Here is a 21,513-nt window from a genome sequence, read left to right on the forward strand (position 1 = left end):
GCCATGACTCAGCCGCAGGCTGCGGAACGGACCCGGCCCGCGGAGCGCACCGGACGGCCGGGAAGAATCGTGGGCTGCTTCTTCCTCTTCACCGGCGGGATCCACCTCGGAATCGCGGCCGCGGACCCGGAGTTCTACCGGCATTTCGCTGACGGGGCGCTGCTGCCCTTCATCACCTCCGCCTGGCAAAGCGTCTTCATGGCCAATCCCTCCGCCTGGGGCCTGGCCCTGTCCCTGGGCGAGGTTGCCCTCGGCCTCCTGCTGCTCCGGGGCGGCGCCTGGGCCACCGTGGGCTGGGCCGGCGTGATCGCCTTCCACCTGGGGCTTATGCTGTTCGGCTGGGGTTTCTGGCTGTGGGGTGTCCCGGCGCTGGCGTTCCTTGTCCCGTCCGCCGTCGCACACCGGCGCCGCCAGCCACCACACGAAGGAAGCCGCAAATGATGAGCCGGTCCCCTGCCACCCGCCGGCTCCGCGGACCGCTGGCTGCCCTCGCAGCCGCCGCCGTCGCCGCCGGCTATGTCCTCGCGGTGCGGCCGCGGCTGCTGCACTGGGGAGCCACCGCCCAGGAAACCGCGGCGCCACTGCCGGGCGACGAACTCGTGCGGACGCCCCGGATGCAGAGCACACGGGCGGTCACCATCAACGCGCCGTCCGCGAGCGTCTGGCCCTGGCTGGTCCAGCTCGGGGCCGGACGCGGCGGCATGTACAGCTACGACTTACTGGAGAACGCCGCGGGCCTCGGCATGCACAGCGCAGACCGGATCCTTCCCGAATACCAGCAGCTCGACGTCGGCGACGTTCTGCCGTTGGGCCCGGACGTGGGGATTCCGGTCCGGCGCGTGGAGGCCGGATCAGTGCTGGGCCTGGGCGGCACGATGGACCCGCGCACCGGTAGGATCAGGCCGTCCGGCGGCGCTGCCGCGGGGCCTCGGGTGGAGCTCGGCTGGACGTTTGTGCTGCAGCCTGTCACTGAACACAGCACGAGGCTGCTGTCCCGGACGCGCTACGACTACTCCCCGCTGCCCGTGGGGCTGATTCTCCGGCCGGTGCTGGAACCCCTGCAGTTCATCATGGAACGGCGCATGCTCCTGGGCATCAAGTCCCGGGCAGAAAGCCGTGGCCGTTAACCGGGCGGCCGGCGGCCTCCATGACCTTGTGCCCTAGGCCGGCTGCCCGCGCGGGAATAGCCTGAAGGTTCAGAGGCGGTTTTGCGGCCGCCCGCCCGGTTCCGGGAGGCAACTGGTGAAATCGTCAAATACCAGCATCATCGCCGGCATTGCCTTGATGGCCGCCGGCGTCCTGCTGCTGCTGGACCTGTTTGGGATCCTCGATAGCGCGGCCCTCGTGTGGCCGCTGATTTTCGCTGCAGCCGGAACCGCTTTTGTGGTTCTGTTCTTCCGCAGCCGCGAGAACTGGTGGGCGGCCATTCCCGGCTCGGTGTTCTTGGGCCTGGCGGCGGTCATCCTGATCACCCAGCTCTGGCCGGGCCCGGCGGCGTTCTGGGCCGGCGCCTTCCTGTTCCTGTTCATGGGCGCAGGCTTCGGCGCGGTGTATGTGCGCGAACGTTCCAACTGGTGGGCGCTGATCCCCTGCGGGGTGATGCTGACGCTGGCCCTTGTGGTGGCCCTCCCGCCGGCCTGGGAAGGCACGGCTGTTGCCGCCGTCCTGTTCCTGGGCATGGCTGCCACTTTCGCGGCACTTTCGCTCGTTCCGGTCCGGCCCGAGCACCTCCCGGAACATCGCCCCGGCCAGCCTGCCGGCGGCCCCGCCCAGCTAGGGGCCACCGAACCGGCCAGGATGAAGTGGCCACTCATTCCAGCCGCCGTCCTCGCCGTGATGGGGCTGATCTTCGCCCTGCAGGCCACGGCGCTGCTCACCGCCAGCGAGTTCTTCGTCCCGGTGCTCCTGGTGTTCGCCGGCGTGGCGCTGCTGGTGTACGCCTACCGCCACCGCGCCGGCGGACACCACAAGGTGCACGGAGTCTGACGGATCAGACGTCCCCGGACAGTTCGGCCATGGCCGCCCGCAAGCGGGTGCCGGCGTCGTCTGCGACCTCGCGGACCTCGGGAGCTCCGCTGAGCTGGACCATGGTTTGCGGGTCGATGGCATGGACCGTCGTCGCAGTGGCCCCCGTGCCGCGTCGCACCACCACATTGCAGGGCAGGAGCGCCCCCATCTCCGGCTCGGCGGCGAGCGCCCGGCTTGCGAGCATCGGATTGCAGGCACCCAGGATGACGTAGTCCCCCAGCGCTTCCGCCGCGTCCTCGCCGAGTTTGGCGGCGAAGGTGGCGCGCACATCGATTTCCGAGAGTATTCCGAACCCTTGGGTGGCGAGCGCCGCACGCGTCTTTTCGACGGCGTCTTCCCAGCTCAGCGGGACGACGGCGGTGTAGGTGTAGCTCATGTTGTTGCTCCTGGAGTGGTTTTGGCCGGCAGAAGGTAGTCGACAAACCAGTCCCTGGCGAGGATGGCAGCCGCCGCCAGCGTACCCGGTTCCTCGAAGAGATGCGTGGCGCCCTGGACCACGGCCAACTGGTTGGGGCAGCGCATCATCGACTTCGCCTTGCGGTTGAGCTCCAGCACCTCGTGGTCATAACTGCCCACGATGAGGAGGGTGGGCGCACGGACGGCGGATAGCCTGGGGCCGGCCAGATCGGGACGTCCGCCACGGGAGACGACGGCGTCGATCCTGGCGGTCGGTTCGGAGGCGGCCCAGAGCGCGGCCCCGGCACCGGTGCTGGCCCCGAAATAGCCGATCGTGCAGTCGGTCGTGTCCTGCCGGGTGGCCAGCCAGTCGGTGGCAGCGGACAGCCGGCGGGCCAGCAGTTCAATGTCGAAGACGTTGGCCCGGTTCCGCTCCTCCGCCGGGGTCAGCAGGTCCAGCAGCAGGGTGCCGAGGCCGGCCTGCTGGAGCACTCCGGCGACATAACGGTTCCGCGGGCTGTGCCGGCTGCTGCCACTGCCGTGCGCGAACAGCACCACGGCCCGCGCCGGAACCGGCAGGTGCAGCTGGCCCTGAAGCCGGACCGCGCGCGACGGGATCTCGACTTCCGCATCGAACTCCGAGTCCTGCACGCTGGCCGTGGCCGGCGTGCGGGACGCCGGCTGCGAGTTCTGCAGGCGCTTGGCCGCGGCGTCGAGCAGCTGCACCACCTCGTCGTCCTCGGTGGGCGAGAAATCGCGGTAGTGGTAGCCCACCGCGGAGAACTGGTGCGGGGTGGCGAGGCAGACCACCTCGTCGGGCCCGGTCAGGCTCCTGAGGGTGTCGGCGGGGGCGACCGGAACGGCCAGGATGACCCTCGCGGCGCCGAGCTTCCGGGCGATCAGGCACGCGACCCGGGCGGTGGACCCGGTGGCGATCCCGTCGTCGACAATGACGGCGATGCGCCCGGTGAGGTCCTGCCGCGTCCGGCCCTTCCGGAACCGGAGCACCCGGTTCTCCAGCACCGCGCGTTCGTGGTCTTCGACGGCCTTCAGCTCTGCATCACTGACCCGGGAATGGGCCAGCACGTGTTCTTCCAGTACGCGGGCGCCGCCCTCCCCGATCGCTCCCATGGCAAGCTCCGGCTGGTAGGGCAGGCCCAGCTTCCGCACCACGATCACGTCCAGCGGCGCGTCCAGGGCGGCGGCGACTTCGAAGGCAACGGGGACTCCGCCGCGGGGCAGGCCCAGAACCACGATGTCCTGACCCCGCAACTCCGCGAGCCGCCTTCCCAATTGCCGTCCGGCGTCGACCCTGTCTTCGAAAATGCTCATCGATATGGCTTCCAATCGGGATGTCGGCCCTGACCTCATCCAGGCGTGAGCTCCGCAGGCTGGGAAATTGACCAGTTGGCCGCTCCCTCCCACTATCTGTCAGGAGGCCCCGGGATGTGAGGGCCTTTGTGCCCGGATTGGCTGGCGCCCCCGCCCGGTCCCCCGGTAATGGAGCATGTGACCGGGCCTCGCAGTGCTGAACCGTGCGGCCCGGCGCGCGATGTGGTGGGTCCGGCCGCGGCGCCGGACTCCCGCAGGCTTAGGCAGGACAGGCTGCTGCGCTGCGCGGGAGTAGAACCAGAGTTTGGCCAGTTCAACCAGCACCAGGTACACCACGGCCATCCCGAGCAGGGCGAGGAAGAACGGGAGGGGCAGCGGATCGAAGCCAAGCACACCGGCCAGCGGCGAGAACGGAAGGTAGACCCCCGCGGCCACGACGGCCAGGGAGGCGCCCACCAGGCCCACCGACGCCCGGCTGCGGAAGAACGGCACCCGCCGGGTCCGGATGACGAAGATGATGAGCGTCTGCGTGACGATGGACTCGATGAACCAGCCGGCCCGGAATTCGCCCGGGACGGCGTCGAAGACGAACAGCATCAGGGCGAACGTGGCGAAATCGAACAGGGAGCTGATCGGGCCGAAAAGGAACATGAAGCGCCGGATGAAGCCGATGTCCCAGTGCGAGGGCGCGAGCAGTTGTTCCTTGTCCACGCGGTCCCCCGGGATGGCGAGCTGGCCGGCGTCGTAGAGCAGGTTGTTCAGCAGGATCTGTCCCGGCAGCATCGGCAGGAAGCTCAACGCCACGGAGGCCGTGGCCGCGCTGAACATGTTGCCGAAGTTGCTGGAGGTCCCCATCAGGACGTACTTGATGGTGTTGGCGAAAATCCGCCGGCCCTCCATCACGCCCTCGGCCAGGACGCCCAGGTCCTTGTCCAACAGCACGACGTCGGCGGCGTCCTTGGCGACGTCGGTGGCGCTGTCGACGGAGATGCCGATGTCCGCGGCATGCAGCGCCAGCGCATCGTTGACGCCGTCCCCCATGAAGCCGACGGACCCACCGCTTTGCCGCAGCAGCCTGATGATCCGGGCCTTCTGTTCGGGCGAGACCCGGGCGAAGATACTGGCCTCCCGCGCCGCCGCGGCCAGTTCCGGATCGGACATGGCCTCGACCGCGGCCCCGGTCAGCGTTCCGCCGGAGAGCACCCCGAGCTCGTCGCAGACCTTTTCGGCGACCTTGGCGTTGTCCCCGGTGGCGATCTTGACGGTAATGCCGAGTTCCTCGAGCCGGTCCAGGGAAGCGCGGGCGGTGGCCTTCGGCCGGTCCAGGAAGATGAGGAAGCCGGCGAGGACCAGGTCTTTTTCGTCAGCGGGCCCGATCGCGGTCAGGCCCTCGGCCGGGCGGGTGGCGACCGCCACGACCCGGGACCCGGTTTCGAACTGTTCGTCCAGCATCGCCAGCACGCTGGCCGGGGTGTCCCCGCAGAGCGCCAGGACGTCTTCCGGCGAGCCCTTGGTGACCACGCGCGCCGCGGCGCCCGCTTCGCTGACCAGCACGCTGGTCCGGCGGCGCAGATGATCGAAGTCGATGACGTCGAACCTCTCGTACCGGGCGGGCTGGAAGGCTGCGGCGCCGGCGGAGGCCCACAGCGCGGCGTCCAGGGGGTTCAGGCCCACCGGGGAGGTCTGGGATTCCGCGTAGTCCGCTTCGGTGGCCAACAGCCCCAGGGTGAGCAGCTCGCCGGCGGAGATGCCGGGGGCGGCGGGCAGGGCGGCGGTGAAGCTGATCCGGCCCTCCGTCAGCGTTCCGGTTTTGTCGGTCGCCAGAACGTCCATGTCCCCGAGGTCCTCGATGCAGACCAGCCGTTTGACCAGGACTTTTCGTTTGGCCAGCTGCCGGGTTCCGGTGGCCAGGCTCGTGCTGACGATGGCGGGGAGCAGCTGTGGCGTGATCCCGACGGCGATCGCGAGCGAGAACAGCAGCGACTCGATCACCGGCCGCTGCAGCATCAGGTTCGCGATGAAGATCAGGGACGTGAGCCCGATCGCCACCTGGAGCAGGAGGTAGGAGAAGCGCTGGAGGCCCAGCTGGAATTCGGTCTGGGGCTGGCGCTCGCCGAGGCCGAGGGCGATCCGTCCGAATTCGGCCCTCCCGCCGGTGGCAACCACTACGCCGGTGCAGCTGCCGGCCTGGATCACGGTGCCCATGAACAGACACGACGTCAGGTCCCCGAGGGCAGCTGCGCCGGGGACGGGGGCGGGGTCCTTGCTGACCGGCATTGATTCGCCGGTGAGGATGCTTTCGTCGCAGAGCAGATCCTTCGCCGTCAGCAGCCGCATATCGGCGGGAATGATCGCGCCGATGGCCAGATGCACGACGTCGCCGGGCACCAGGGCGGTGACGTCGGCTTCCTGGGGGGTTCCGTCGCGGACGACGACGGCGCGGTGGGTGACGCGGGAGTGCAGCGCCTCGGCGGCGCGTTCGGCACGGAATTCGTTACTGAACCCCAGTCCGACGCTGACCAGCAGGATCACGCCGATCACGATCGAGTTGGTGGCATCGCCAAGGAAGAGCGAGAGCCCGGCCGTGACGAGCAGCAGGATCAGGATGGGGCTGCGCAGCTGCCTGCCCAGGACCGACCATCCGCTGGCCTGGTGGGTGCGAAGCGCATTCGGTCCCAGCTCGAGGAGGCGCCGGGCGGCCTCGCTGCTGCCCAGGCCCTGCGCGCCGGAGCCAAGCTGCTCTGCGACCTCTTCCGCCGGCCGGTGGGCGGCGTCGGCGATCGCCAGGGGCGGGGAAGTGGGTCTCTGGACATCGGGTTCTGGCATGCAGGATCCGTTCGAACGTGGAGTTATGCCCTAGGGTACGTCCACAAGCTGAATCCTCCACGGCCGGCCCCGGCTTGTGCGCCGGGAAGCGGGTACCGGCTGTATATAATTTCCCCGTACGGTTTTGCAGCGAGCCGTTGGATTGTTCTTCGATCCGGCCCTCCGCCGTCCGCCACTGTCGCCCCGACGCACGTGGGCCGCCCGTCCGGATCGGTTTGACCTGAGTGAAACGGCACGACGCGACAGTGGTTAGAGAATCAACCGCAGCTTCAATAGACGCACCTTCAACCAACCAGCACCTGCAGGAACTGGTCCTCAACAGCTCCGACGTTGAGGAGTTCCTGCGCGAATTGGCGCGGGTTTCCGCGCGCAGCCTCTCGGAGCCCGGCGACGAGATCCTGTGCGGGATCACGCTCTTCCGGCACCGGAAGGCCGCGACCGTGGCCAGCAGCAGCGCGGCCGCCCAAGCCATGGACGAAATCCAATACACCTTTGGTGACGGCCCGTGCGTGACGGCGTCCAGAGAACAGGAAACTGTCCATATCCGGGATCTCGAGGATTGCGGGCGCTGGCCGCAGTACGCCGCCACCGTCCGGGGTCACGGCGTCCGCTCGATCCTGGCCCTGCCGTTCCTGCTGGACGGCGACACCCGTGCCGCCCTCAACCTTTATTCGCACCGCTCTGGCCGGTTTGATGGCAGGGCGATGGACCTGGCCCGGACCTTCGTGGGCCAGACGTCCCTGGCGCTGCGTCTGGCGGTGCGGTTCGCGCACTACAGCGACACGGCGGCGAACCTCAGGGCAACCCTGGAGACACGGACCGGCATCGACGTCGCGGTAGGCATCATCATGGCGCAGAACCGCTGCGGCCAGGCCGAGGCCTTCGAGCTCCTCAAAGCTGCTTCCAGCGCACGGAACATCAAGCTGCACGCCGTTGCGGCCGGAGTCGTGGAATCGCTCGGCAAGGGACCGGCCCGGACGCACTTCGACGCCTAAGCCCCGCGCCGGATTTCCCGGACCAGCCAATCCACAATCATCCGGCTGGCGCCGGAGCTGCTGTCGGCCCGATGCTGCTGGGCGTGCCAGCGGTGGACGTTCTCCTGCCTCCCGCCGCGGGACTCCAGGTAACCCGTGAAGGGGCAGTCCCCGACGGCGTGCGGATGCGGGGATCCGAGGCGAAGGAACTTCCAGTGGAAGGCCAGTGCACCGAGGGCAGTCCGGACCCGGCGGTGGTACTCCTGAGGTTCGAAGTCCGCCGTCCAGCCCGGGACCTCGGCGGCCGGCATCGGGCGGGCGAGGTGGTAGCCCTGGCCGTACCGTGCGCCCAGTACGGCCACGGCTTCGGTCGCGCCCAGGTCTTCCAGGCCTTCGGCCACGACCGTCAGGTCGAAATCCCGGCCGATCTGCACAAGGGTGGCTATCAGGCTGAGTGTTTCCAGCGGACTGGTGCGGAGACCCGTGAGCAGGTCCCGGTCGATCTTTACCGCCGTGAAGGGCAGCATCGACAGCCGCTTGAGGCTGCTGTAGCCCGCGCCGAGATCGTCCATGGCCAGGCCCACGCCCAGCGTGACCAGCCGGTTCAGCGGTCCGCGGAGCAGGTCCCAGTCCGCGGTCTCGGATTCGAGCAGTTCCAGGACCAACCGCTCCGGCGCGACCGCATGCCGCCGCAGCGCCTCTTCAACGAAGGGCGGGCAGTCCGGGTCCAGCAGGGTGGACGGCGCAATGTTGACGGAGACCTTGGCGGAGAGCCCCAGCCCGTCCCAGGCCGCGAGGCTCGCCAGCACCTGCTCCAGCCCCGCCCGGAACAGCCTGGCGGTCTCGGCCGTGCTGAGGTGCGGGAGGAACGCCGCCGGCGGCACGACGCTGCCATCCCCGAGCCTGAGCCGGGCCAGGGACTCGAAGAGATAGACGCCGCCTGCGTCGAGGTCCACGGTTGGCTGCATGAACATTTCCAGCCCGCCCTCGAAGAGCCGCTCCCGGTAGAAGGCGACGGAATCACCGGAGGGATCCGCCTCCGCGGGTGTCCCTCCGGGTGGTTCGACAGTCGCCGCGGATCCCACGGCCACGCCGGCGTCCGCGGAGTCCCCGGCCAGCTGCCACCAGCCCTGAGTTCCGCCCCCGCGCGCTTTGGCCACATTGAGCGCGGCATCGGCTGCACGCAGCAGGGTGCGCATTTCAATGCCGTCGCGGGGCGAACATGCCAGCCCCGCGCTCATGGTCAGGGAAATCAGTTCCCCGGAGACGTCGAAGGGCTCGGCCATACTCCGGCCGAGCCGCTGGAGCACGCTGCCCAGCGCCGCTGCGTCGCCGCCGGCCGCGCCCGCGACCACGAGCACGAATTCGTCTCCGCCCATCCGCGCGAGGAACTCCGCCGGCTGGAGCCGGGCCTGCATCCGGGCGGCCCAGCTTTTCAGGATGATGTCACCGGCCTCATGCCCGAGGGCGTTGTTAACTTCCTTGAACCGGTCCAGGTCAATCAGTCCGACGGCGACGGCGGGCCGGGAGCCGCCGTCGGGATCCAGCACCTTGGCGAGGTGGCCGTCCAGGGCGGCGCGGTTGGGCAGGCCGGTCAGCTGATCGTGGGTGGTCTGGAACCGGAGCTGTTCGTGCAGGGCGACCCGGGCGTTGATGTCCCGCTGCACACCGACGAAGTGTGTCACCTGACCGTGCTCGTCCCGGAGCGGGGTAATGGCCAGGGCGTTCCAGAACGGCGATCCGTCCTTGCGGTAGTTGAGGATCTCCCCCCGGAACTGCTCCCCGCGGGCCAGGGCGTCACGGATGGCCCCGGCGGCCTCCGGCGCGGTACCGGCACCTTGAAGGATCCGGCAGTTACTGCCGAGCACCTCTGCTTCCGAGTAGCCGGTGATGGCGCTGAAGGAACGGCTGGCATGCAGGATGTTCTGTGCCGCGTCCGTGATTAGGGAAATTTCGGAGGTCGCTTCAAGGGCGCGGACAAGGAGCTCCGGGGGAATGCCGCCGGCAACGTCGGGCGACGCCCCGGCCGCGGGAAATGGCCGGCGAAGAGACATACTGAACCCTTGAAAGGTCAGTCCGGGATTCGGACATTGATACGTTCACTGTCAGACTAGCCGTCGACGGGCTGGCGCGGGCAACTATTGGCTCGAAGGCGCGGCCGCTGTGTCCAGGATGGTGCGGATCGTGTCCTCGTGGGCCAGGATCCGGAAGTGGCCGGCGGTGTCGAGCTGGATATTCCGGGCGCCGGGGAGCACGCTCCCCTCGGGGATGTGCGGGTCAAAGCTCCCGTAGACCGAGGTGATCCGCTCGTTGACGCGTTCCTCACGGGAGAGCTGTATGGTCACGGCATTCCGTGGCGAGAAGGCCCGCAGGCTCGGCAGCAGCATGAACAAGGCATAGCGTGAGCCGGAGAACGGCGAGCAGACCGCCACCATGCCGGCGATCCGGCGTTCCGGATCCAGCTGCATCATTACGAATTTTCCGATCAGTCCGCCTTTGCTGTGGGCGACGATCACCGCGTCCGTGAGGTCACGGTCCCGGATGTATCCGGCAATCAGGTCCGCAGCTTTGGGAACTGCGAGCCGGTTCCGGTGCAGCAGGGTCAGCACATGCACCGGATGGCCGGCCTCGTGGAGCCGCTTGACCAGCGGCAGCATAAAGCGCCAATCCTCGTAAACCCCGGGAATCACGACCACGGGCCGTCCGGTCCCGCTGAGGAAATCCTCCGGCCCGGTCCGGGACACAGCGCTGAGGATCTGCCGGCCGGCGGCATAGAGGTAGTCCTGGGCCCACCACCGGGCGGCCTGCAGGAGCCCGCTCATGCCGGGCGCCCCTGGGGAGCCTCTCCAGCCGTCCTGCGGATCCCGGCGAAGTCGAGGATGGCTCCCGCCACTTCCCCGGAGCGGTTATGCTGCACCACGTGCCCGGTGCCTTCGATTTCGAGCAGTTGCCCCCGGTCTGCGTGCGCGGCCAGCCGACGGCACCAGTCGGCGGAGGCCACCGGGTCGCTGGCGCCGCGCACCACGAGGACCGGAGCGGACACCCCCGGAATTTTTTGTTCCGTGGGATAGCCCATCATGACGCGCAGGGTCTTCAGGTACCAGAGGGGCCCGCAGCGGAAGTAGTCCGTAAAAACGAGGGCATTCGAGGACGGGCTTTCGAAGAACACGCTGTCCCGGCCCAACGCCAGGGCCTGCTGCACCACGGTGCGGCGTTTGGCATCGACCACCGGTCCCATCAGGACCAGCTGGGAGATCCGGCCGGGCTGCTGGAGCGCCGCTTCGATCGCGAACTGGGTGCCCATCGAGTGCCCCACCAGCACGAACTCCAAAACCCCCAGCTGTTCCAGGGCGCCGAGGATGTAGGTTGCATGGTCGGCGACCGTGAGGGTGTGCTCCGGCCGCGGCGTGGAACCGAAGCCTGGCAGGTCAATCGAGTAGGTGTCCGCAGACTCGGCCAGCAGCCCATGGAGCCTCTTGAGATAGCGGTGTGAGACGCCGATCCCGTGGATCAGCACGACGGCCGGACGCGCCGCCTCGGCGCCGGCTGAACCGGCCGGCCTTGTGGAAACAAACACATGGCCCAGATGCCCTGCAGCCTCGATCTCAAAACGGTCGGGCCTGTCCATGGTGGGCTCTTTTCTGTTCAGCGCATTTGTCTAGCGCCACTCGTTAGCGTCTAGTAAGCATACTGACAGAACCCGCCGGTCAGTCGCTCCTCTTGTCGCGCTCACTGAACTCCTCATCGAGGTCGTAGTGCCTGAATTCGGTCTCCGGGTTCGGTTCGCCGTCTGCCACGTATTCATGGTCCAACTGCCGCTGGACCTGGCTGTCGAGGACCTGCAGGTCCTTGTTCGCCACCTTGGTGAGGTCCTCCGGGAACTCATCCTCCGGCGTCAGGTGCAACTTCTCGGTCATGGCATACCTCTCTGGACCGGGAAGGTGGACTCGAATGTGCGGCGCCCCGGCCGCCTCCAGAATAGTCGCGGCCACGGTAGAGGGGAATACGCCGGCCGGGTGGCGGTGTATCTTGGGCAGTCAGGGCCCGCGGCCGGGCCCTCGCAGTTGGACCGGAGCAGCCAGAGCGGGGAGGAACCGATGGGCAAGGAACCCAAGAAACCAGAAGACATAGTTAAGGACGGCGTCGAGGACGGCAGCCAGGCGGGTGCCGCGCCGGTGGCCCGCGAGGAAGGCCAGGTCGCGAGCGTTGGGGGTTCAGGCGCCACCGAGGCACAGGCAGAAGCCGGGGCCAACGACGGCAACAAGGCGACCGGCCCGGCGGAGGAACAGGACGAACAGTCCGACGACGACCGCGGACTCACGACGGATTCCAGCCCGGACTAGGAGCCGGGCAGCCCACTCGCTGCCCGGCTCGGCCCGGCAGCCGGGCGGCCTCAGTCCGCAGCCGCCTTTGGTCCCTACTCGGGGCCGACGTTGACCAGCCAGTCGGTGCCGAAGCGATCCGTGCACATGCCGAAGACATCCCCCCAGGGAGCTTTCTCCATGGGGACGGTCACTCGGCCGCCGTCGGCGAGTTTGTCGAAGTAACCTTGCAGCTCGGACTCGTCGGAGCCGCTGAGCGAGACCGAGATGCTGCTGCCCGGCGTGTAGTCCATGCCGTTGGGCGTGTCCGCACCCATCAGCACCATTCCCTTGTCCGTGGTCAGCATGGCGTGCATGATCTTGTCCTGCTCGGAAGCATCTTCGCTGGCGTGATAATCGCCGAACGTGCTCATGTTCAGTTCGCCGCCAAAGACCGACTGGTAGAAGGTCATGGCTTCCTTAGCGTTGTCGCGGAAACTCAGGTACGGATTAAGCGTGGTCATATCCGGGACTCCTTGCAGCTGGGGCGCCGGCCAGAGTGCCGTGTTGCGGCCGCCGCGGCGCACGTTACACGGCATATCCTGCCCCAGATCAGCCCTTGAGGGTAGATGCGGGCACAGCCCGGAGTGCTGGGGCGTCGCCGCCTAGGCGGTCTGGCCGGCGTGCTCGCCCTCCTCGATTTCCTCCAGCAGTTTGTCGTTGAAGGCGGGAAGGTCGTGCGGATTCCGGCTGGTCACGAGGCCCTGGTCGACCACCACTTCCTGGTCGCTCCAGTTGGCGCCGGCGTTCTTCAGGTCGGTCTCGAGCGTGTGGTACGAGGTGACATTCCGGCCGCTGATGACGCCGGCCTCGATCAGCAGCCAGGGGCCGTGGCAAATCGAGGCCACCGGCTTGTGCTGCTCGAAGAAGGCCCGGGTGAAGGCTTGGGCGTCCTTGTCGGCGCGGAGGTGGTCCGCGTTGACGACGCCGCCGGGGATCACCAGGGCGTGGAAATCAGAGGCGTTGGCCTCGGCGACGGCGAGGTCGACGTCGAATTCCTGCCCCTTTTCGGTGCCGTCGTAGCCCTGGAGCTTGCCGACCTTGGGGGCAACCAGGGTGGGTTCGCCGCCGGCTTCTTTTACCGCGTTCCAGGGGCTGGTCAGTTCTACCTGTTCCACACCGTCCGTGAGCAGGAAGGCGACTTTCTTACCGGCAATGTTGTGCTCTGACATGGGTCCTCCTCTGGTGGCCGGGGAGGTCACGCGGCCGTGACCGGGCCGGGATCCTCCACACGGAGAGATTGATGCCTTACAGGATCCACTCTAGGAAGCGACAAAATAATAAGCAAGCTGATTATTATGCTTCGGTCCTCTGGCCAGCGCTTCGCGGCCTCGCTACTCTGGCGGGAGGACTGCTACCCGGAAGAAGGCCGTCATGGACGAACAGCACATCCTGGAACGAATTTCAGCGCTGGTGGAAGAAGAGCAGGCGCTCCGCGAGAAGGCCCCGTCCTCCTCGCCGGACTACGAGCACGGTCCGGAGCACGTGCGGTTGAAGCGCATCGAGGAGGATCTGGACCAGTGCTGGGACCTCCTGCGGCAGCGGAGGGCCAAGCTGCAGTACGGCGAAAACCCGGATGAGGCAGAGCCCCGGCCCGTCAAGCAGGTGGAAAACTACGAATCCTGAACCCCGGGCGGGTGTGCGATGTTGATTGGGTTGCTGGGCGACGTCATGCTGGGACGGCTGGTCAATGAGCGGCTGAGACGGGTCGGCGCCGAGTACCCGTGGGGAGACACGGACTCCGTGCTGCGCCAGGCGGACCTGACGATCGCCAACCTCGAGTGCGTCCTGGCAGCCGGCGGGGAGCCGGAGGCCGGGAAGGTCTTCCACTTCCGGTCCGATCCGAAGAACGTCGCAAGCCTCCGGTCCGCGGGAATCGGGATGGTGTCGCTGGCCAACAACCACGTCCTGGACTATGGGGCCGGCGCTTTCCGCGAAATGCTGCCGGCCCTCGACTCGGCCGGCATCCTGCATGCCGGCGCGGGACTGGACCGGGACTCCGCGCGCCGGCCCGCGGTACGCCGCGTATCCGGAACCGCCGTCGGCCTCATTGCCTTCACCGACAACCAGCCGGACTGGGAGGCTGACGGCGGGGCCGGGGTCTTCTACGTCCCGGTGGTGGACAGCGACCCCAGGGTGGCCGATTTGCTGGCCCTGGTCCGGCGGACGAAGGCCCGCGTCGGACTTCTGATCGTCTCCGCCCATTGGGGGCCAAACTGGGGCACCGGGGCGCTGTCCGAGCACGGCGAGCTGGCGCGGGCACTGATCGAGGCGGGGGCCGACGTGGTCTTCGGGCATTCGCCGCACATATTCCGCGGCGTCGAGCTGTTCCGGAACCGGCCGATCATCTACAGCGCCGGGGACTTCGTGGACGACTACGCGGTGGATCCGCTGGAGCGCAACGACCAGTCGTTCATCTTCCAGCTCGCTACAGACGGGGGCACACCGCTGACGCTGCGGCTGTACCCGACGCTGATCACCGATTTCCAGGCACGGTTGGCGGGCCGGAGTTCCCGGCAGATCGCGGAACGGATGCAGCGGCTCAGCCGGCACCTCGGGACGGCGGGCAGCTGGGACGCCGCTGGCGGGTTCCTGGAAATTCCGCTGGCGGCTGCGGGCTGAGGCGGGGCTGGCACCAGCTCAACGCACTTCTCCATGACGCCCCTTCCCGAAGGCCCCTTTCCCGGACCTCTTCCCGCGGATAGGCCTGCTTCCTATACTGACCGCGTGGGAACGTCCTTGGTTTTCGGCCTGGTCGCCTCCAGTGCTCTGGTTCTGGGGGCGTTCATCGGCGCCAAATTCGAGTTGCCCAAACGCGTGCTGGCGATCCTGCTGTCCTTCGCCGCCGGTGCCCTGATCACCGCACTGACCTTTGAACTGTTCGAGGACGCCTATCAGCGCGGCGGCATCGTGCGCGCAGCGATCGGCTTTATGGCCGGCGCGGTGGTCTTCACCGTGCTGAGCGCCTTCCTGGACCGCTGGGCCCAGCCGGGCTCGACGGCCAGGGCAGTTCCCGCCGATAAGGTCCAAGGCAGCCCCAAGCTGGATACTGATGCGGCAGCCTCGGACCGGAACGCCACCTCCGCCTCCACCCGCGGCGCGGCGGGCCTTGCGCTCCTCGCCGCCGTGACGCTCGACGGCGTCCCGGAGAACGTCGCGCTGGGAGTCTCCCTGGGCGAAGGGACCGGCGGGCTGGCCCTGCTTGCCGCGATTTTCGTGTCCAACCTGCCGGAAGCACTGGTGGGCGCCTCGTCGATGCGCAGCCAAGGCAAATCCGCCGGGGTGATACTGGGCCTGTGGACCGCGTGCGCCGCACTGCTTGTGATCGCCGTCGTGGTCGGAGCGGGTCCCCTGTCCGGCAGCGATCCCGAAGCGATCTCGCTGCCGCTGGCCTTTGCCGCCGGCGCAGTGATCGCATCCCTGGCCGACACCCTGATGCCGGAGGCCTTCGAGCACGGCGGGCCGGCGGTGGCCCTGAGCACCGCCGCCGGGTTCGTGCTGTCGTTCATTCTCTCTCTCGCCTGAGGTGTCGTACGGACTCGCGGCCCATTCGTGGCGGAGCCGGGCTTATGCTCGGCGGCCGGACAGCGGTCGTCAAGACGCCCTTCGGGGGTAGTGCCAGCGCAACCCGGATGTGCGCTTCAGTGCATGTTAACCCTGGGAGTCCCGCATCCGGGACTCGCCCTCCACGTACGTGTCCAGCAGCTTCAGGGCGTGCTCGCCATCGGGGCCCTCTTCAGCCAGCGCTGATCGCATGTCCTCCAGCTTTTCGGCTCCGGCGGGGAAGGGCGGCAGCAGCGGGATGTCCGGGTCCGTCAGTACTTCCAGGACCGCTGGCCGGTCAGCGGAAAGTACCTCGTCCCAGGCGGGGCCCAGCTGCGTGGAGTCGTCGACGCGGACACCTTTCAGGCCCAGCAATTCCGCGTAGCCGGCATAGGGGAAGTCCGGGATAACCTGGCTGGCCGGGAACCGCGGTTCGGCCTCTGTTTCGCGCTGCTCCCAGGAGACCTCGGCGAGGTCGCGGTTGTTGAAAACGCACACCACGAACCGTGGATCCGCCCAGTCCCGCCATCGGTGCGCAACGGTGATCAACTCGGCGAGGCCCAACATCTGCATGCCTCCGTCACCGACGAGTGCCACCAGTGGCCGCTCCGGATGGGCCAGCTTCGCCGCGAGTCCGTAGGGGATGGCGCAGCCCATGCTGGCGAGCGTTCCGGACAGATGCGCCGGGACTCCGGCTGGCAACACCAGCTGGCGGGCGTACCAATAGACGCAACTGCCGACGTCGATGCTCAGCTGCGCGTCGGCGGGAAGCCTTCCGTTAAGCTCGCGCACCACCCGTTCCGGATTGAAGGGCTCGGCGGCGACGTTGGCGCGTTCCTCTGACAGGGCGCGCCAGGCGCGCACTTGACCCTCGACGTCGGTCCGCCACTGGGTGCGTGCGGGCTGGTTTGGCCCCTTGTCGAGCCGCGCCGTCAGCTCGCGAAGCGTTTCGGCGGCATCGCCTACCAGTCCCACGTCCACGGGGTACCGGTTGGCGATCTTGCGGCCGTCGATGTCGATCTGCACAGCCCTGGATGTCCCGGGCTTGGGGTAGAACTCTGTCCACGGATCATTGGATCCTATGATCAGCAAGGTGTCACAGTTCTCGAGCAGATATGCGCTGGACGTAGTGCCCAGGTGGCCCATGGTGCCGGTGGCGAAGGAAAGTGTCTCATCAACGTACGGTTTGCCCAGCAGGCTCGTGGTGATTCCGGCGTTCAGCTTTTCGGCCAGGGCAACAACCTCAGCTTGCGCGCCGCGGGCACCTTGGCCGACGAAGAGTGCGATCCGCTCGCCCTTTGCAAGGATCCCTGCGGCGGCGTCCAGTTCAGCCTCCCCCGGCATCACCCGGGCGGGGCTCCAAACAGGAGCGGTAACCACGATGCCGTGTTCATGCTCCAGCTCGGGGGCGTCCGCGGTTTGGATGTCGTGGGGCACGATCACCACGCAGGGGGACTTCGTCTCCAGTGCTGTGCGGAAGGCGCGGTCTATCAGCATGGGCACCTGCTCCGGGGAGCTGGCCAGCTGCGCGAACTGTGCAGCGACGTCCTTGAAGAGCGTCAGCAGGTCGATTTCCTGCATGTACCCCGCCCCCAACACGGTGGTGCTTTGCTGGCCGATGATCGCCACCACCGGGACGCTGTCCAGCTTGGCGTCGTAGAGGCCATTGAGCAGGTGCACGGCGCCGGGACCTTGAGTGGACGTCACTACTCCGACGCCACCGGTGTACTTTCCGTGCCCGACCGCCATGAAAGCTGCCGCTTCCTCGTGCCTTGCCTGCACGAACTCGATGGCGTCCTCCGACCGGCGGAGGGCACCCATAAAACCATTGATGCCGTCTCCGCTGTACCCGAAGACCCTGTCCACGCCCCACGCTCGGAGGCGTTCCACGATAAGATCCGAAACCGTTCGCTGAGCCATGCCGGGACTCCTGTCGTCAGTTGGTGGTTACCGCCTCGAAACTATAGTAAGCACGCTTATGGAAAAACCCGGAGGTGTCACTTAGGTGGACCGCCGCTCCAGGCGTCCCGGTTCAGCAGGGGGCATACGCAGGGTGATCGTGCCCGCACGCCGTAAGGCCGCAAGTGCTCAACCAGCCATTCAATCCGCTCCCCCTCGATGAACTGGCCCTCGCCGGCCGGGACGACACCAACCGCGCATGCGTGATCCTGATGAAACGGCACGGTGTGCGCGGATCTCATCGATGGCACGCGGGTTCCTCCCAGCGGCTGAGACCCTGGGGCGGGCGCGGGCCCGGCCGGGGTCACCGCTTTTTGGCCATTTCGCCGCTGACGGTCAACTGCTCCGCAACGTCGTGAAGCTTGATGTTCAGCTCCGAGCTGGCCCGCGAGAGCAGCAGGAAAGCCTGCTGGGCCGTGATCTTGTAGCGTTCCATCAGGATTCCCTTGGCCTGCCCGATCAGGTCCCGGGTATCCAGTGCCTGGGTGAGCTGGCTGACCTGCTGGCTGCCGGCGACGGCTACCGCGGCGTGGGCCGCCACCATGGCCCCGATGCGCTCGGATTCGGCGTCGAAGGCACCCACATCCCTCGCGAACAGATTCAAGGCTCCGAGGTGGGCGCCATCAACGAAGAGCTGGAAGGAGAGCATGCTCCGTGCCCCGAGGTTGTAGGCCGCCCGCGAGAATTCCGGCCAGCGCCCGTCCGAGCCGAGATCGGGAACGCTGACTACCCGCTCTTCGTAGGAGGCCTCCAGGCACGGCCCTTGCCCGGTCTCGCTTTGCAGGGCTTCCACCAGGCGCGGCAAATCACTGGAAGCAGCACGCGAGTCGACCGTCCGGTCGCCCGTGACCAGGCAGACCGAGGCCTCGGCCGCATGCGGTACCAGCTCCAACGCGGCGTGCACGATCCCGGCCAGCACGGAGTCAGGGTCCTCCTCGTGTTGGAGCTCCCGGGCAATGTCACCCAGCCGGGTGGCAAGAGCGTCCGCGCTGATCGGTGCCTCGCCGCGCGGACCCTGTTCCCGGTCACCGATATCCGCTGAATCTGGCACCATCACGGCGCACCCCTTGCCTGGTTGATGTCGCTGCTCTCCTTCGAAATATACCCCTCCAACCAGGCCCGGTACCGGGCCTGAGACAAAACCCTAACGGGGCGGTAACCCGGTATTAACGTCGCCGTGTGAGACTGGGGGGCATCGGACTCAATCGAGACTGGCACTTCCCTGCACGGCACTCCAGGAGCAGCAGACATGAACAGTCCAGAGCACAATTCCGCCGGCCGCCAAATCCACGAACAAAGCCAGGGCCGGCCCGACCTGAGCAGCCTGCACGTCCGCGAGGACGTCGCCATAACCGGACTTTGCGGCAACGTCCACCTGCCCACCGGCCGGACCTGCGACCTGTCCGAGCGGCACGAGGGATCCTGCCACTTCGTCGGCCCGGAGGACGCGGAAAACCTGGCAGCGCACTAGCCACCGGGGCAGCTGTTGCGGCCGCCGGGGCTGGCAGCCGGCCAAGGACCGCGCGTACGCTCGCGGTGTGGACATTGTCGATTTCCTGTCCGAGCGGATCACCGAGGACGAGGCCGTGGCGCGGACCCTCCTGGGCGACCGGGCTGTCTCGAAATCCGGTGCCTGGTACGAACAACGCCTGTTGCTCGAATGTGAGGCCAAGCGGCGCCTCATCCGTATCGTGGAATCAGCCCGGCAGGCGGCCCTCGCATCACTGGTCAGCGACCCCATTCAGGACGCCGTCTGGATCCCGCAATCACTGGAATGGCTGGAACAGTCGCTGAACGCGCTGGCCCTGCCCTATTACGACCACCCCGACTTCGATCAGGACTGGCTCCGTGCCTAGGGCTGCCGCGGTCCTTTTCCAAGTAATGCCAAAGGTCCGTGTGCAAGAGACAGTCGCAGGCCTAAGCTAGGACCGGGGGGCGCTCAGTAGCGTAGACGCTTAAGGGAGGCCACGATGTTCAGCCACGTCCGCCGTTCGGGATCATCACGGGAACCAATGCTTGCAGCCGCGGGGGCACGCCGGAACGCAGGAACCGCCGCGCCACCGCCGAACATCACAAGGTTCCGGGGAATCGTGAGCGGCCTCGCAGCGCTGAGCATCGCCGTGGCCGGAGGACTGCTCGCCGCCGTCCCCTCAGCCGGCGCCGAGCCGGAACAAAGCTACATTGTGGTGTTGAAGGACGGCTTCGTCGACGCCGGCACCGCGGCCGCGGCACAGCAGGGCAGCTATGGTCTTTCCGTTTCCACGGTCTATCGGGCTGCCGTGAGCGGGTACGCCGCCACCATGACGGCATCCGTCGCGGCCCGCCTCGCCGCCGACCCGGGCGTTGACTTTGTCACCCTCGCCCGGGAATTCCAAAAGCCCGAGGCCCCCGAGCCGAGCACCCAGGTGGAGCCGCTCTGGTGGCTGCGGATCGGCGGCGCTGCTTCTGATGACACGAGACACCAGGGTGACACAGACTCCGTCGCCGTCAACGTGGCCGTGATCGACAGCGGCATCGACGGAAGCCACCCGGACCTCAATGTGCGCGGCGGCATCGATTGCTCCACCGGGTCGCCGGTCAACGTGGAGCCCACAGATAACGTTGGACACGGGACCTTCGTGGCCGGGGTCATCGGAGCCAAAGACAACAACGAGGGCGTGATCGGCGCGGCACCGGGAACCCCGCTGTGGTCCGTTCGCGTTGTGGATGACGCCGGCGTGATCACGGAGGAAATGCTCATCTGCGCCATCGACTGGGTGACGGCTACGCGCAAGGACAAGGATCCGAAGAACGACATTGAGGTGGCCAACATCAGCATCGGCGGCCCGGGCACCGAAACTGACAACTGCGGCAAAGGCACGGATCCGATGCACTACGCCATCTGCCGCTCAGTCAAGGCCGGAGTCGTGTACGCCGTCGCAGCCGGAAACTCCGGTCAGGACATTGCCGGCACGGTCCCGGCCACGTACGACGAGGTGCTGACCGCCACGGCGATAGCAGACTTCGACGGGAAGCCTGATGGCCTCGGGGCCCCGGTCTGCGGGGCCGAGGACTGGGCCGGGGTGGGGCAACTGGATGACCGTCCGGCGTTCTTCTCCAACTACGCCAGCGAGTCCGAGGACAAGGCGCATACCATCGCCGGTCCCGGGGTCTGCATGACCTCCACGGCCCCGGGCGGCTATGCCGTGGCCCACGGAACCAGCTTCGCCAGCCCTGCCGTCGCCGGTTCCCTGGCGCTGTGCATCAGCGAAGGGGAGTGCGAGGGAACGGGCGCGGACGTGATGTCCCAGTTCCTGGACATCACCGCCTCCTACAACAAGAAACACCGCGACTTCGGCTTCGAGGGCGACCCGCTCCGCCCGATCGATGGCCAGTACTACGGTTACCTGACCCAGATCGCGCGGTACTGAGTCTCGCTGTACTGACCCGGGCCGCGGCCAGGGGCCCCCGGCCGGAAGCCCGCTAGGGACCGGACCAGAACCGCCGCCACCACCGACGGCGGATCTGTTCCGGTCCCTGTTGCGCCGCCAGCTCAGCGACGACGGCGGCGCGGGCCGCGCGGCGTTCCACCCAGCGCCGCACCTCGGAGTCGACGTCGCGGGTCTTCGTGACGACCGGCGGCCCGCCCTGCAGCTGCCGTCTGGCATCAATCACGCGGGCGTTAAAATCGTCCAGGAGCTGGCGGACCTGTTTTTCGGAGTGCTGCTCGTCGATCCGGTCATCGAGCCCGGCGTCCTCGGTGCGGAGCAGGATGGCCCTGGGACCCATCCCGGTGATGTTTTCGCGCTGGATCAGGCCTTTGACCCACCAGTCGGGGTCGTACTTCTCCCCCAGCCCGGGAATGGGTTTTCCGGCGTATTTGAGGTGGTCGAATTTGCCCTGCGCCATGGCATCGCGGACCAGGTACTCGGCCCTGGCGGCGTCGTCGAATTTTGCGCGCAGTTCCCGTTCCTTCGCTTCGGCAGCGGCCAGCTCCTCCTCTTCCCGGACCGACATTCCGCTCACCCGAAGAGAGCGGAGTTCCGCTGCCCGCTCCACCCGGCGCCGGAACGACCCGCTTGACCCGCCACTCATGGCTCCCCGCCCTTCTCTGC

The 21,513-nt window shown here is 67.6% G+C and carries 23 protein-coding genes; 11 read left to right on the forward strand and 12 right to left on the reverse strand.

The features are described from left to right. Positions 1-3 precede the first annotated feature (3 nt). From ABIB29_RS12450 to ABIB29_RS12460, 3 genes are all read left to right on the forward strand, one after another. A complete protein-coding gene (locus ABIB29_RS12450) occupies positions 4-441 on the forward strand; it encodes a hypothetical protein (protein WP_354173113.1) in 438 nt (145 codons plus the stop codon). Continuing rightward, complete coding sequence (locus tag ABIB29_RS12455) at positions 438-1,127, forward strand: SRPBCC family protein (protein ID WP_354173114.1); 690 nt, start codon at positions 438-440, stop codon at positions 1,125-1,127. The genes ABIB29_RS12450 and ABIB29_RS12455 overlap by 4 nt, the downstream gene beginning before the upstream one ends. A 115-nt stretch (positions 1,128-1,242) precedes the next feature. Beyond that, the gene (locus ABIB29_RS12460) at positions 1,243-1,986 is read left to right on the forward strand and encodes a hypothetical protein (RefSeq protein WP_354173115.1); all 744 of its coding nucleotides are present in this window, start codon (positions 1,243-1,245) and stop codon (positions 1,984-1,986) included. Between the two features lie 4 nt (positions 1,987-1,990). On the opposite strand, the gene ABIB29_RS12465 is transcribed toward ABIB29_RS12460, so the two are convergent. The 3 genes from ABIB29_RS12465 to mgtA all read right to left on the reverse strand — a co-directional run bounded on the left by ABIB29_RS12465 (position 1,991) and on the right by mgtA (position 6,582). Then, the gene (locus ABIB29_RS12465) at positions 1,991-2,404 is read right to left on the reverse strand and encodes a DUF302 domain-containing protein (protein ID WP_354173116.1); all 414 of its coding nucleotides are present in this window, start codon (positions 2,402-2,404) and stop codon (positions 1,991-1,993) included. Beyond that, the gene (locus ABIB29_RS12470) at positions 2,401-3,756 is read right to left on the reverse strand and encodes a phosphoribosyltransferase family protein (RefSeq protein WP_354173117.1); all 1,356 of its coding nucleotides are present in this window, start codon (positions 3,754-3,756) and stop codon (positions 2,401-2,403) included. Before ABIB29_RS12470 ends, ABIB29_RS12465 begins: the two co-directional genes overlap by 4 nt. A gap of 99 nt (positions 3,757-3,855) precedes the next feature. Then, positions 3,856-6,582, reverse strand: a complete 2,727-nt coding sequence (gene mgtA, locus ABIB29_RS12475; protein ID WP_354173118.1) for a magnesium-translocating P-type ATPase — start codon at positions 6,580-6,582, stop codon at positions 3,856-3,858. 245 nt (positions 6,583-6,827) lie between these two features. On the opposite strand from mgtA, the gene ABIB29_RS12480 reads away from it, so the two are divergent. Then, positions 6,828-7,577, forward strand: a complete 750-nt coding sequence (locus ABIB29_RS12480; protein WP_354173119.1) for a GAF and ANTAR domain-containing protein — start codon at positions 6,828-6,830, stop codon at positions 7,575-7,577. Here ABIB29_RS12480 and ABIB29_RS12485 read toward each other — a convergent pair. The 4 genes from ABIB29_RS12485 to ABIB29_RS12500 all read right to left on the reverse strand — a co-directional run bounded on the left by ABIB29_RS12485 (position 7,574) and on the right by ABIB29_RS12500 (position 11,473). Then, a complete protein-coding gene (locus ABIB29_RS12485; protein WP_354173120.1) occupies positions 7,574-9,610 on the reverse strand; it encodes a putative bifunctional diguanylate cyclase/phosphodiesterase in 2,037 nt (678 codons plus the stop codon). The genes ABIB29_RS12480 and ABIB29_RS12485 overlap by 4 nt on opposite strands. Positions 9,611-9,694: 84 nt before the next feature. Beyond that, a complete protein-coding gene (locus ABIB29_RS12490; protein ID WP_354173121.1) occupies positions 9,695-10,378 on the reverse strand; it encodes an alpha/beta hydrolase in 684 nt (227 codons plus the stop codon). Continuing rightward, the gene (locus ABIB29_RS12495; protein WP_354173122.1) at positions 10,375-11,184 is read right to left on the reverse strand and encodes an alpha/beta fold hydrolase; all 810 of its coding nucleotides are present in this window, start codon (positions 11,182-11,184) and stop codon (positions 10,375-10,377) included. The genes ABIB29_RS12490 and ABIB29_RS12495 overlap by 4 nt, the downstream gene beginning before the upstream one ends. Positions 11,185-11,263: 79 nt before the next feature. Continuing rightward, a complete protein-coding gene (locus tag ABIB29_RS12500) occupies positions 11,264-11,473 on the reverse strand; it encodes a hypothetical protein (protein ID WP_354173123.1) in 210 nt (69 codons plus the stop codon). Between the two features lie 180 nt (positions 11,474-11,653). Here ABIB29_RS12500 and ABIB29_RS12505 point away from each other — a divergent pair, with 180 nt between their 5' ends. Continuing rightward, positions 11,654-11,899 carry a hypothetical protein gene (locus ABIB29_RS12505; protein ID WP_354173124.1) on the forward strand — a complete coding sequence of 82 codons (246 nt, stop codon included), beginning with the start codon at positions 11,654-11,656 and terminating at the stop codon, positions 11,897-11,899. Between the two features lie 74 nt (positions 11,900-11,973). Here ABIB29_RS12505 and ABIB29_RS12510 read toward each other — a convergent pair whose 3' ends face one another. Further along, the gene (locus ABIB29_RS12510; RefSeq protein ID WP_354173125.1) at positions 11,974-12,381 is read right to left on the reverse strand and encodes a VOC family protein; all 408 of its coding nucleotides are present in this window, start codon (positions 12,379-12,381) and stop codon (positions 11,974-11,976) included. 141 nt (positions 12,382-12,522) lie between these two features. Then, positions 12,523-13,089, reverse strand: a complete 567-nt coding sequence (locus tag ABIB29_RS12515) for a type 1 glutamine amidotransferase domain-containing protein (RefSeq protein ID WP_354173126.1) — start codon at positions 13,087-13,089, stop codon at positions 12,523-12,525. Between the two features lie 202 nt (positions 13,090-13,291). Here ABIB29_RS12515 and ABIB29_RS12520 point away from each other — a divergent pair, with 202 nt between their 5' ends. The 3 genes from ABIB29_RS12520 (at position 13,292) to ABIB29_RS12530 (ending at position 15,442) form a co-directional block, all read left to right on the forward strand. Then, a complete protein-coding gene (locus tag ABIB29_RS12520; protein WP_354173127.1) occupies positions 13,292-13,543 on the forward strand; it encodes a DUF2630 family protein in 252 nt (83 codons plus the stop codon). Between the two features lie 18 nt (positions 13,544-13,561). Further along, positions 13,562-14,539 carry a CapA family protein gene (locus ABIB29_RS12525; RefSeq protein ID WP_354173128.1) on the forward strand — a complete coding sequence of 326 codons (978 nt, stop codon included), beginning with the start codon at positions 13,562-13,564 and terminating at the stop codon, positions 14,537-14,539. Positions 14,540-14,644: 105 nt separating this feature from the next. Continuing rightward, the gene (locus ABIB29_RS12530; protein ID WP_354173129.1) at positions 14,645-15,442 is read left to right on the forward strand and encodes a ZIP family metal transporter; all 798 of its coding nucleotides are present in this window, start codon (positions 14,645-14,647) and stop codon (positions 15,440-15,442) included. A gap of 126 nt (positions 15,443-15,568) precedes the next feature. Here the strand turns inward: ABIB29_RS12530 and ABIB29_RS12535 are convergent, their stop codons facing one another. Further along, complete coding sequence (locus ABIB29_RS12535; protein ID WP_354173130.1) at positions 15,569-17,380, reverse strand: thiamine pyrophosphate-requiring protein; 1,812 nt, start codon at positions 17,378-17,380, stop codon at positions 15,569-15,571. A gap of 343 nt (positions 17,381-17,723) precedes the next feature. Continuing rightward, complete coding sequence (locus tag ABIB29_RS12540; RefSeq protein WP_354173131.1) at positions 17,724-18,473, reverse strand: GAF and ANTAR domain-containing protein; 750 nt, start codon at positions 18,471-18,473, stop codon at positions 17,724-17,726. A 195-nt stretch (positions 18,474-18,668) separates the two neighbouring features. Between ABIB29_RS12540 and ABIB29_RS12545 the strand changes: the two genes are divergently transcribed. From ABIB29_RS12545 to ABIB29_RS12555, 3 genes are all read left to right on the forward strand, one after another. Then, positions 18,669-18,890: a hypothetical protein gene (locus ABIB29_RS12545; RefSeq protein ID WP_354173132.1), complete on the forward strand. Its 222-nt coding sequence runs from the start codon at positions 18,669-18,671 to the stop codon at positions 18,888-18,890. A 67-nt stretch (positions 18,891-18,957) separates the two neighbouring features. Continuing rightward, complete coding sequence (locus tag ABIB29_RS12550; RefSeq protein ID WP_354173133.1) at positions 18,958-19,275, forward strand: DUF6221 family protein; 318 nt, start codon at positions 18,958-18,960, stop codon at positions 19,273-19,275. 234 nt (positions 19,276-19,509) lie between these two features. Then, positions 19,510-20,829, forward strand: a complete 1,320-nt coding sequence (locus ABIB29_RS12555; protein ID WP_354173134.1) for a S8 family peptidase — start codon at positions 19,510-19,512, stop codon at positions 20,827-20,829. Between the two features lie 52 nt (positions 20,830-20,881). On the opposite strand, the gene ABIB29_RS12560 is transcribed toward ABIB29_RS12555, so the two are convergent. Next, positions 20,882-21,493, reverse strand: a complete 612-nt coding sequence (locus ABIB29_RS12560; protein ID WP_354173135.1) for a DnaJ family domain-containing protein — start codon at positions 21,491-21,493, stop codon at positions 20,882-20,884. Positions 21,494-21,513: the final 20 nt, after the last annotated feature.

The sequence above is a fragment of the Arthrobacter sp. UYEF36 genome (assembly GCF_040547025.1).
GTDB lineage: Bacteria > Actinomycetota > Actinomycetes > Actinomycetales > Micrococcaceae > Arthrobacter.

Excerpts from the sequence above, each read along its gene's own strand:
- ABIB29_RS12505 (WP_354173124.1), top strand. The coding sequence starts at position 11,654 with ATGGGCAAGGAACCCAAGAAACCAGAAGACATAGTTAAGGACGGCGTC.
- ABIB29_RS12510 (WP_354173125.1), bottom strand. The coding sequence starts at position 12,381 with ATGACCACGCTTAATCCGTACCTGAGTTTCCGCGACAACGCTAAGGAA.
- ABIB29_RS12515 (WP_354173126.1), bottom strand. The coding sequence starts at position 13,089 with ATGTCAGAGCACAACATTGCCGGTAAGAAAGTCGCCTTCCTGCTCACG.
- ABIB29_RS12470 (WP_354173117.1), bottom strand. The coding sequence starts at position 3,756 with ATGAGCATTTTCGAAGACAGGGTCGACGCCGGACGGCAATTGGGAAGG.
- ABIB29_RS12545 (WP_354173132.1), top strand. The coding sequence starts at position 18,669 with ATGAACAGTCCAGAGCACAATTCCGCCGGCCGCCAAATCCACGAACAA.
- ABIB29_RS12525 (WP_354173128.1), top strand. The coding sequence starts at position 13,562 with ATGTTGATTGGGTTGCTGGGCGACGTCATGCTGGGACGGCTGGTCAAT.
- ABIB29_RS12535 (WP_354173130.1), bottom strand. The coding sequence starts at position 17,380 with ATGGCTCAGCGAACGGTTTCGGATCTTATCGTGGAACGCCTCCGAGCG.
- mgtA (WP_354173118.1), bottom strand. The coding sequence starts at position 6,582 with ATGCCAGAACCCGATGTCCAGAGACCCACTTCCCCGCCCCTGGCGATC.
- ABIB29_RS12495 (WP_354173122.1), bottom strand. The coding sequence starts at position 11,184 with ATGGACAGGCCCGACCGTTTTGAGATCGAGGCTGCAGGGCATCTGGGC.
- ABIB29_RS12540 (WP_354173131.1), bottom strand. The coding sequence starts at position 18,473 with ATGGTGCCAGATTCAGCGGATATCGGTGACCGGGAACAGGGTCCGCGC.
- ABIB29_RS12450 (WP_354173113.1), top strand. The coding sequence starts at position 4 with ATGACTCAGCCGCAGGCTGCGGAACGGACCCGGCCCGCGGAGCGCACC.
- ABIB29_RS12500 (WP_354173123.1), bottom strand. The coding sequence starts at position 11,473 with ATGACCGAGAAGTTGCACCTGACGCCGGAGGATGAGTTCCCGGAGGAC.
- ABIB29_RS12455 (WP_354173114.1), top strand. The coding sequence starts at position 438 with ATGATGAGCCGGTCCCCTGCCACCCGCCGGCTCCGCGGACCGCTGGCT.
- ABIB29_RS12485 (WP_354173120.1), bottom strand. The coding sequence starts at position 9,610 with ATGTCTCTTCGCCGGCCATTTCCCGCGGCCGGGGCGTCGCCCGACGTT.
- ABIB29_RS12520 (WP_354173127.1), top strand. The coding sequence starts at position 13,292 with ATGGACGAACAGCACATCCTGGAACGAATTTCAGCGCTGGTGGAAGAA.
- ABIB29_RS12560 (WP_354173135.1), bottom strand. The coding sequence starts at position 21,493 with ATGAGTGGCGGGTCAAGCGGGTCGTTCCGGCGCCGGGTGGAGCGGGCA.
- ABIB29_RS12465 (WP_354173116.1), bottom strand. The coding sequence starts at position 2,404 with ATGAGCTACACCTACACCGCCGTCGTCCCGCTGAGCTGGGAAGACGCC.
- ABIB29_RS12490 (WP_354173121.1), bottom strand. The coding sequence starts at position 10,378 with ATGAGCGGGCTCCTGCAGGCCGCCCGGTGGTGGGCCCAGGACTACCTC.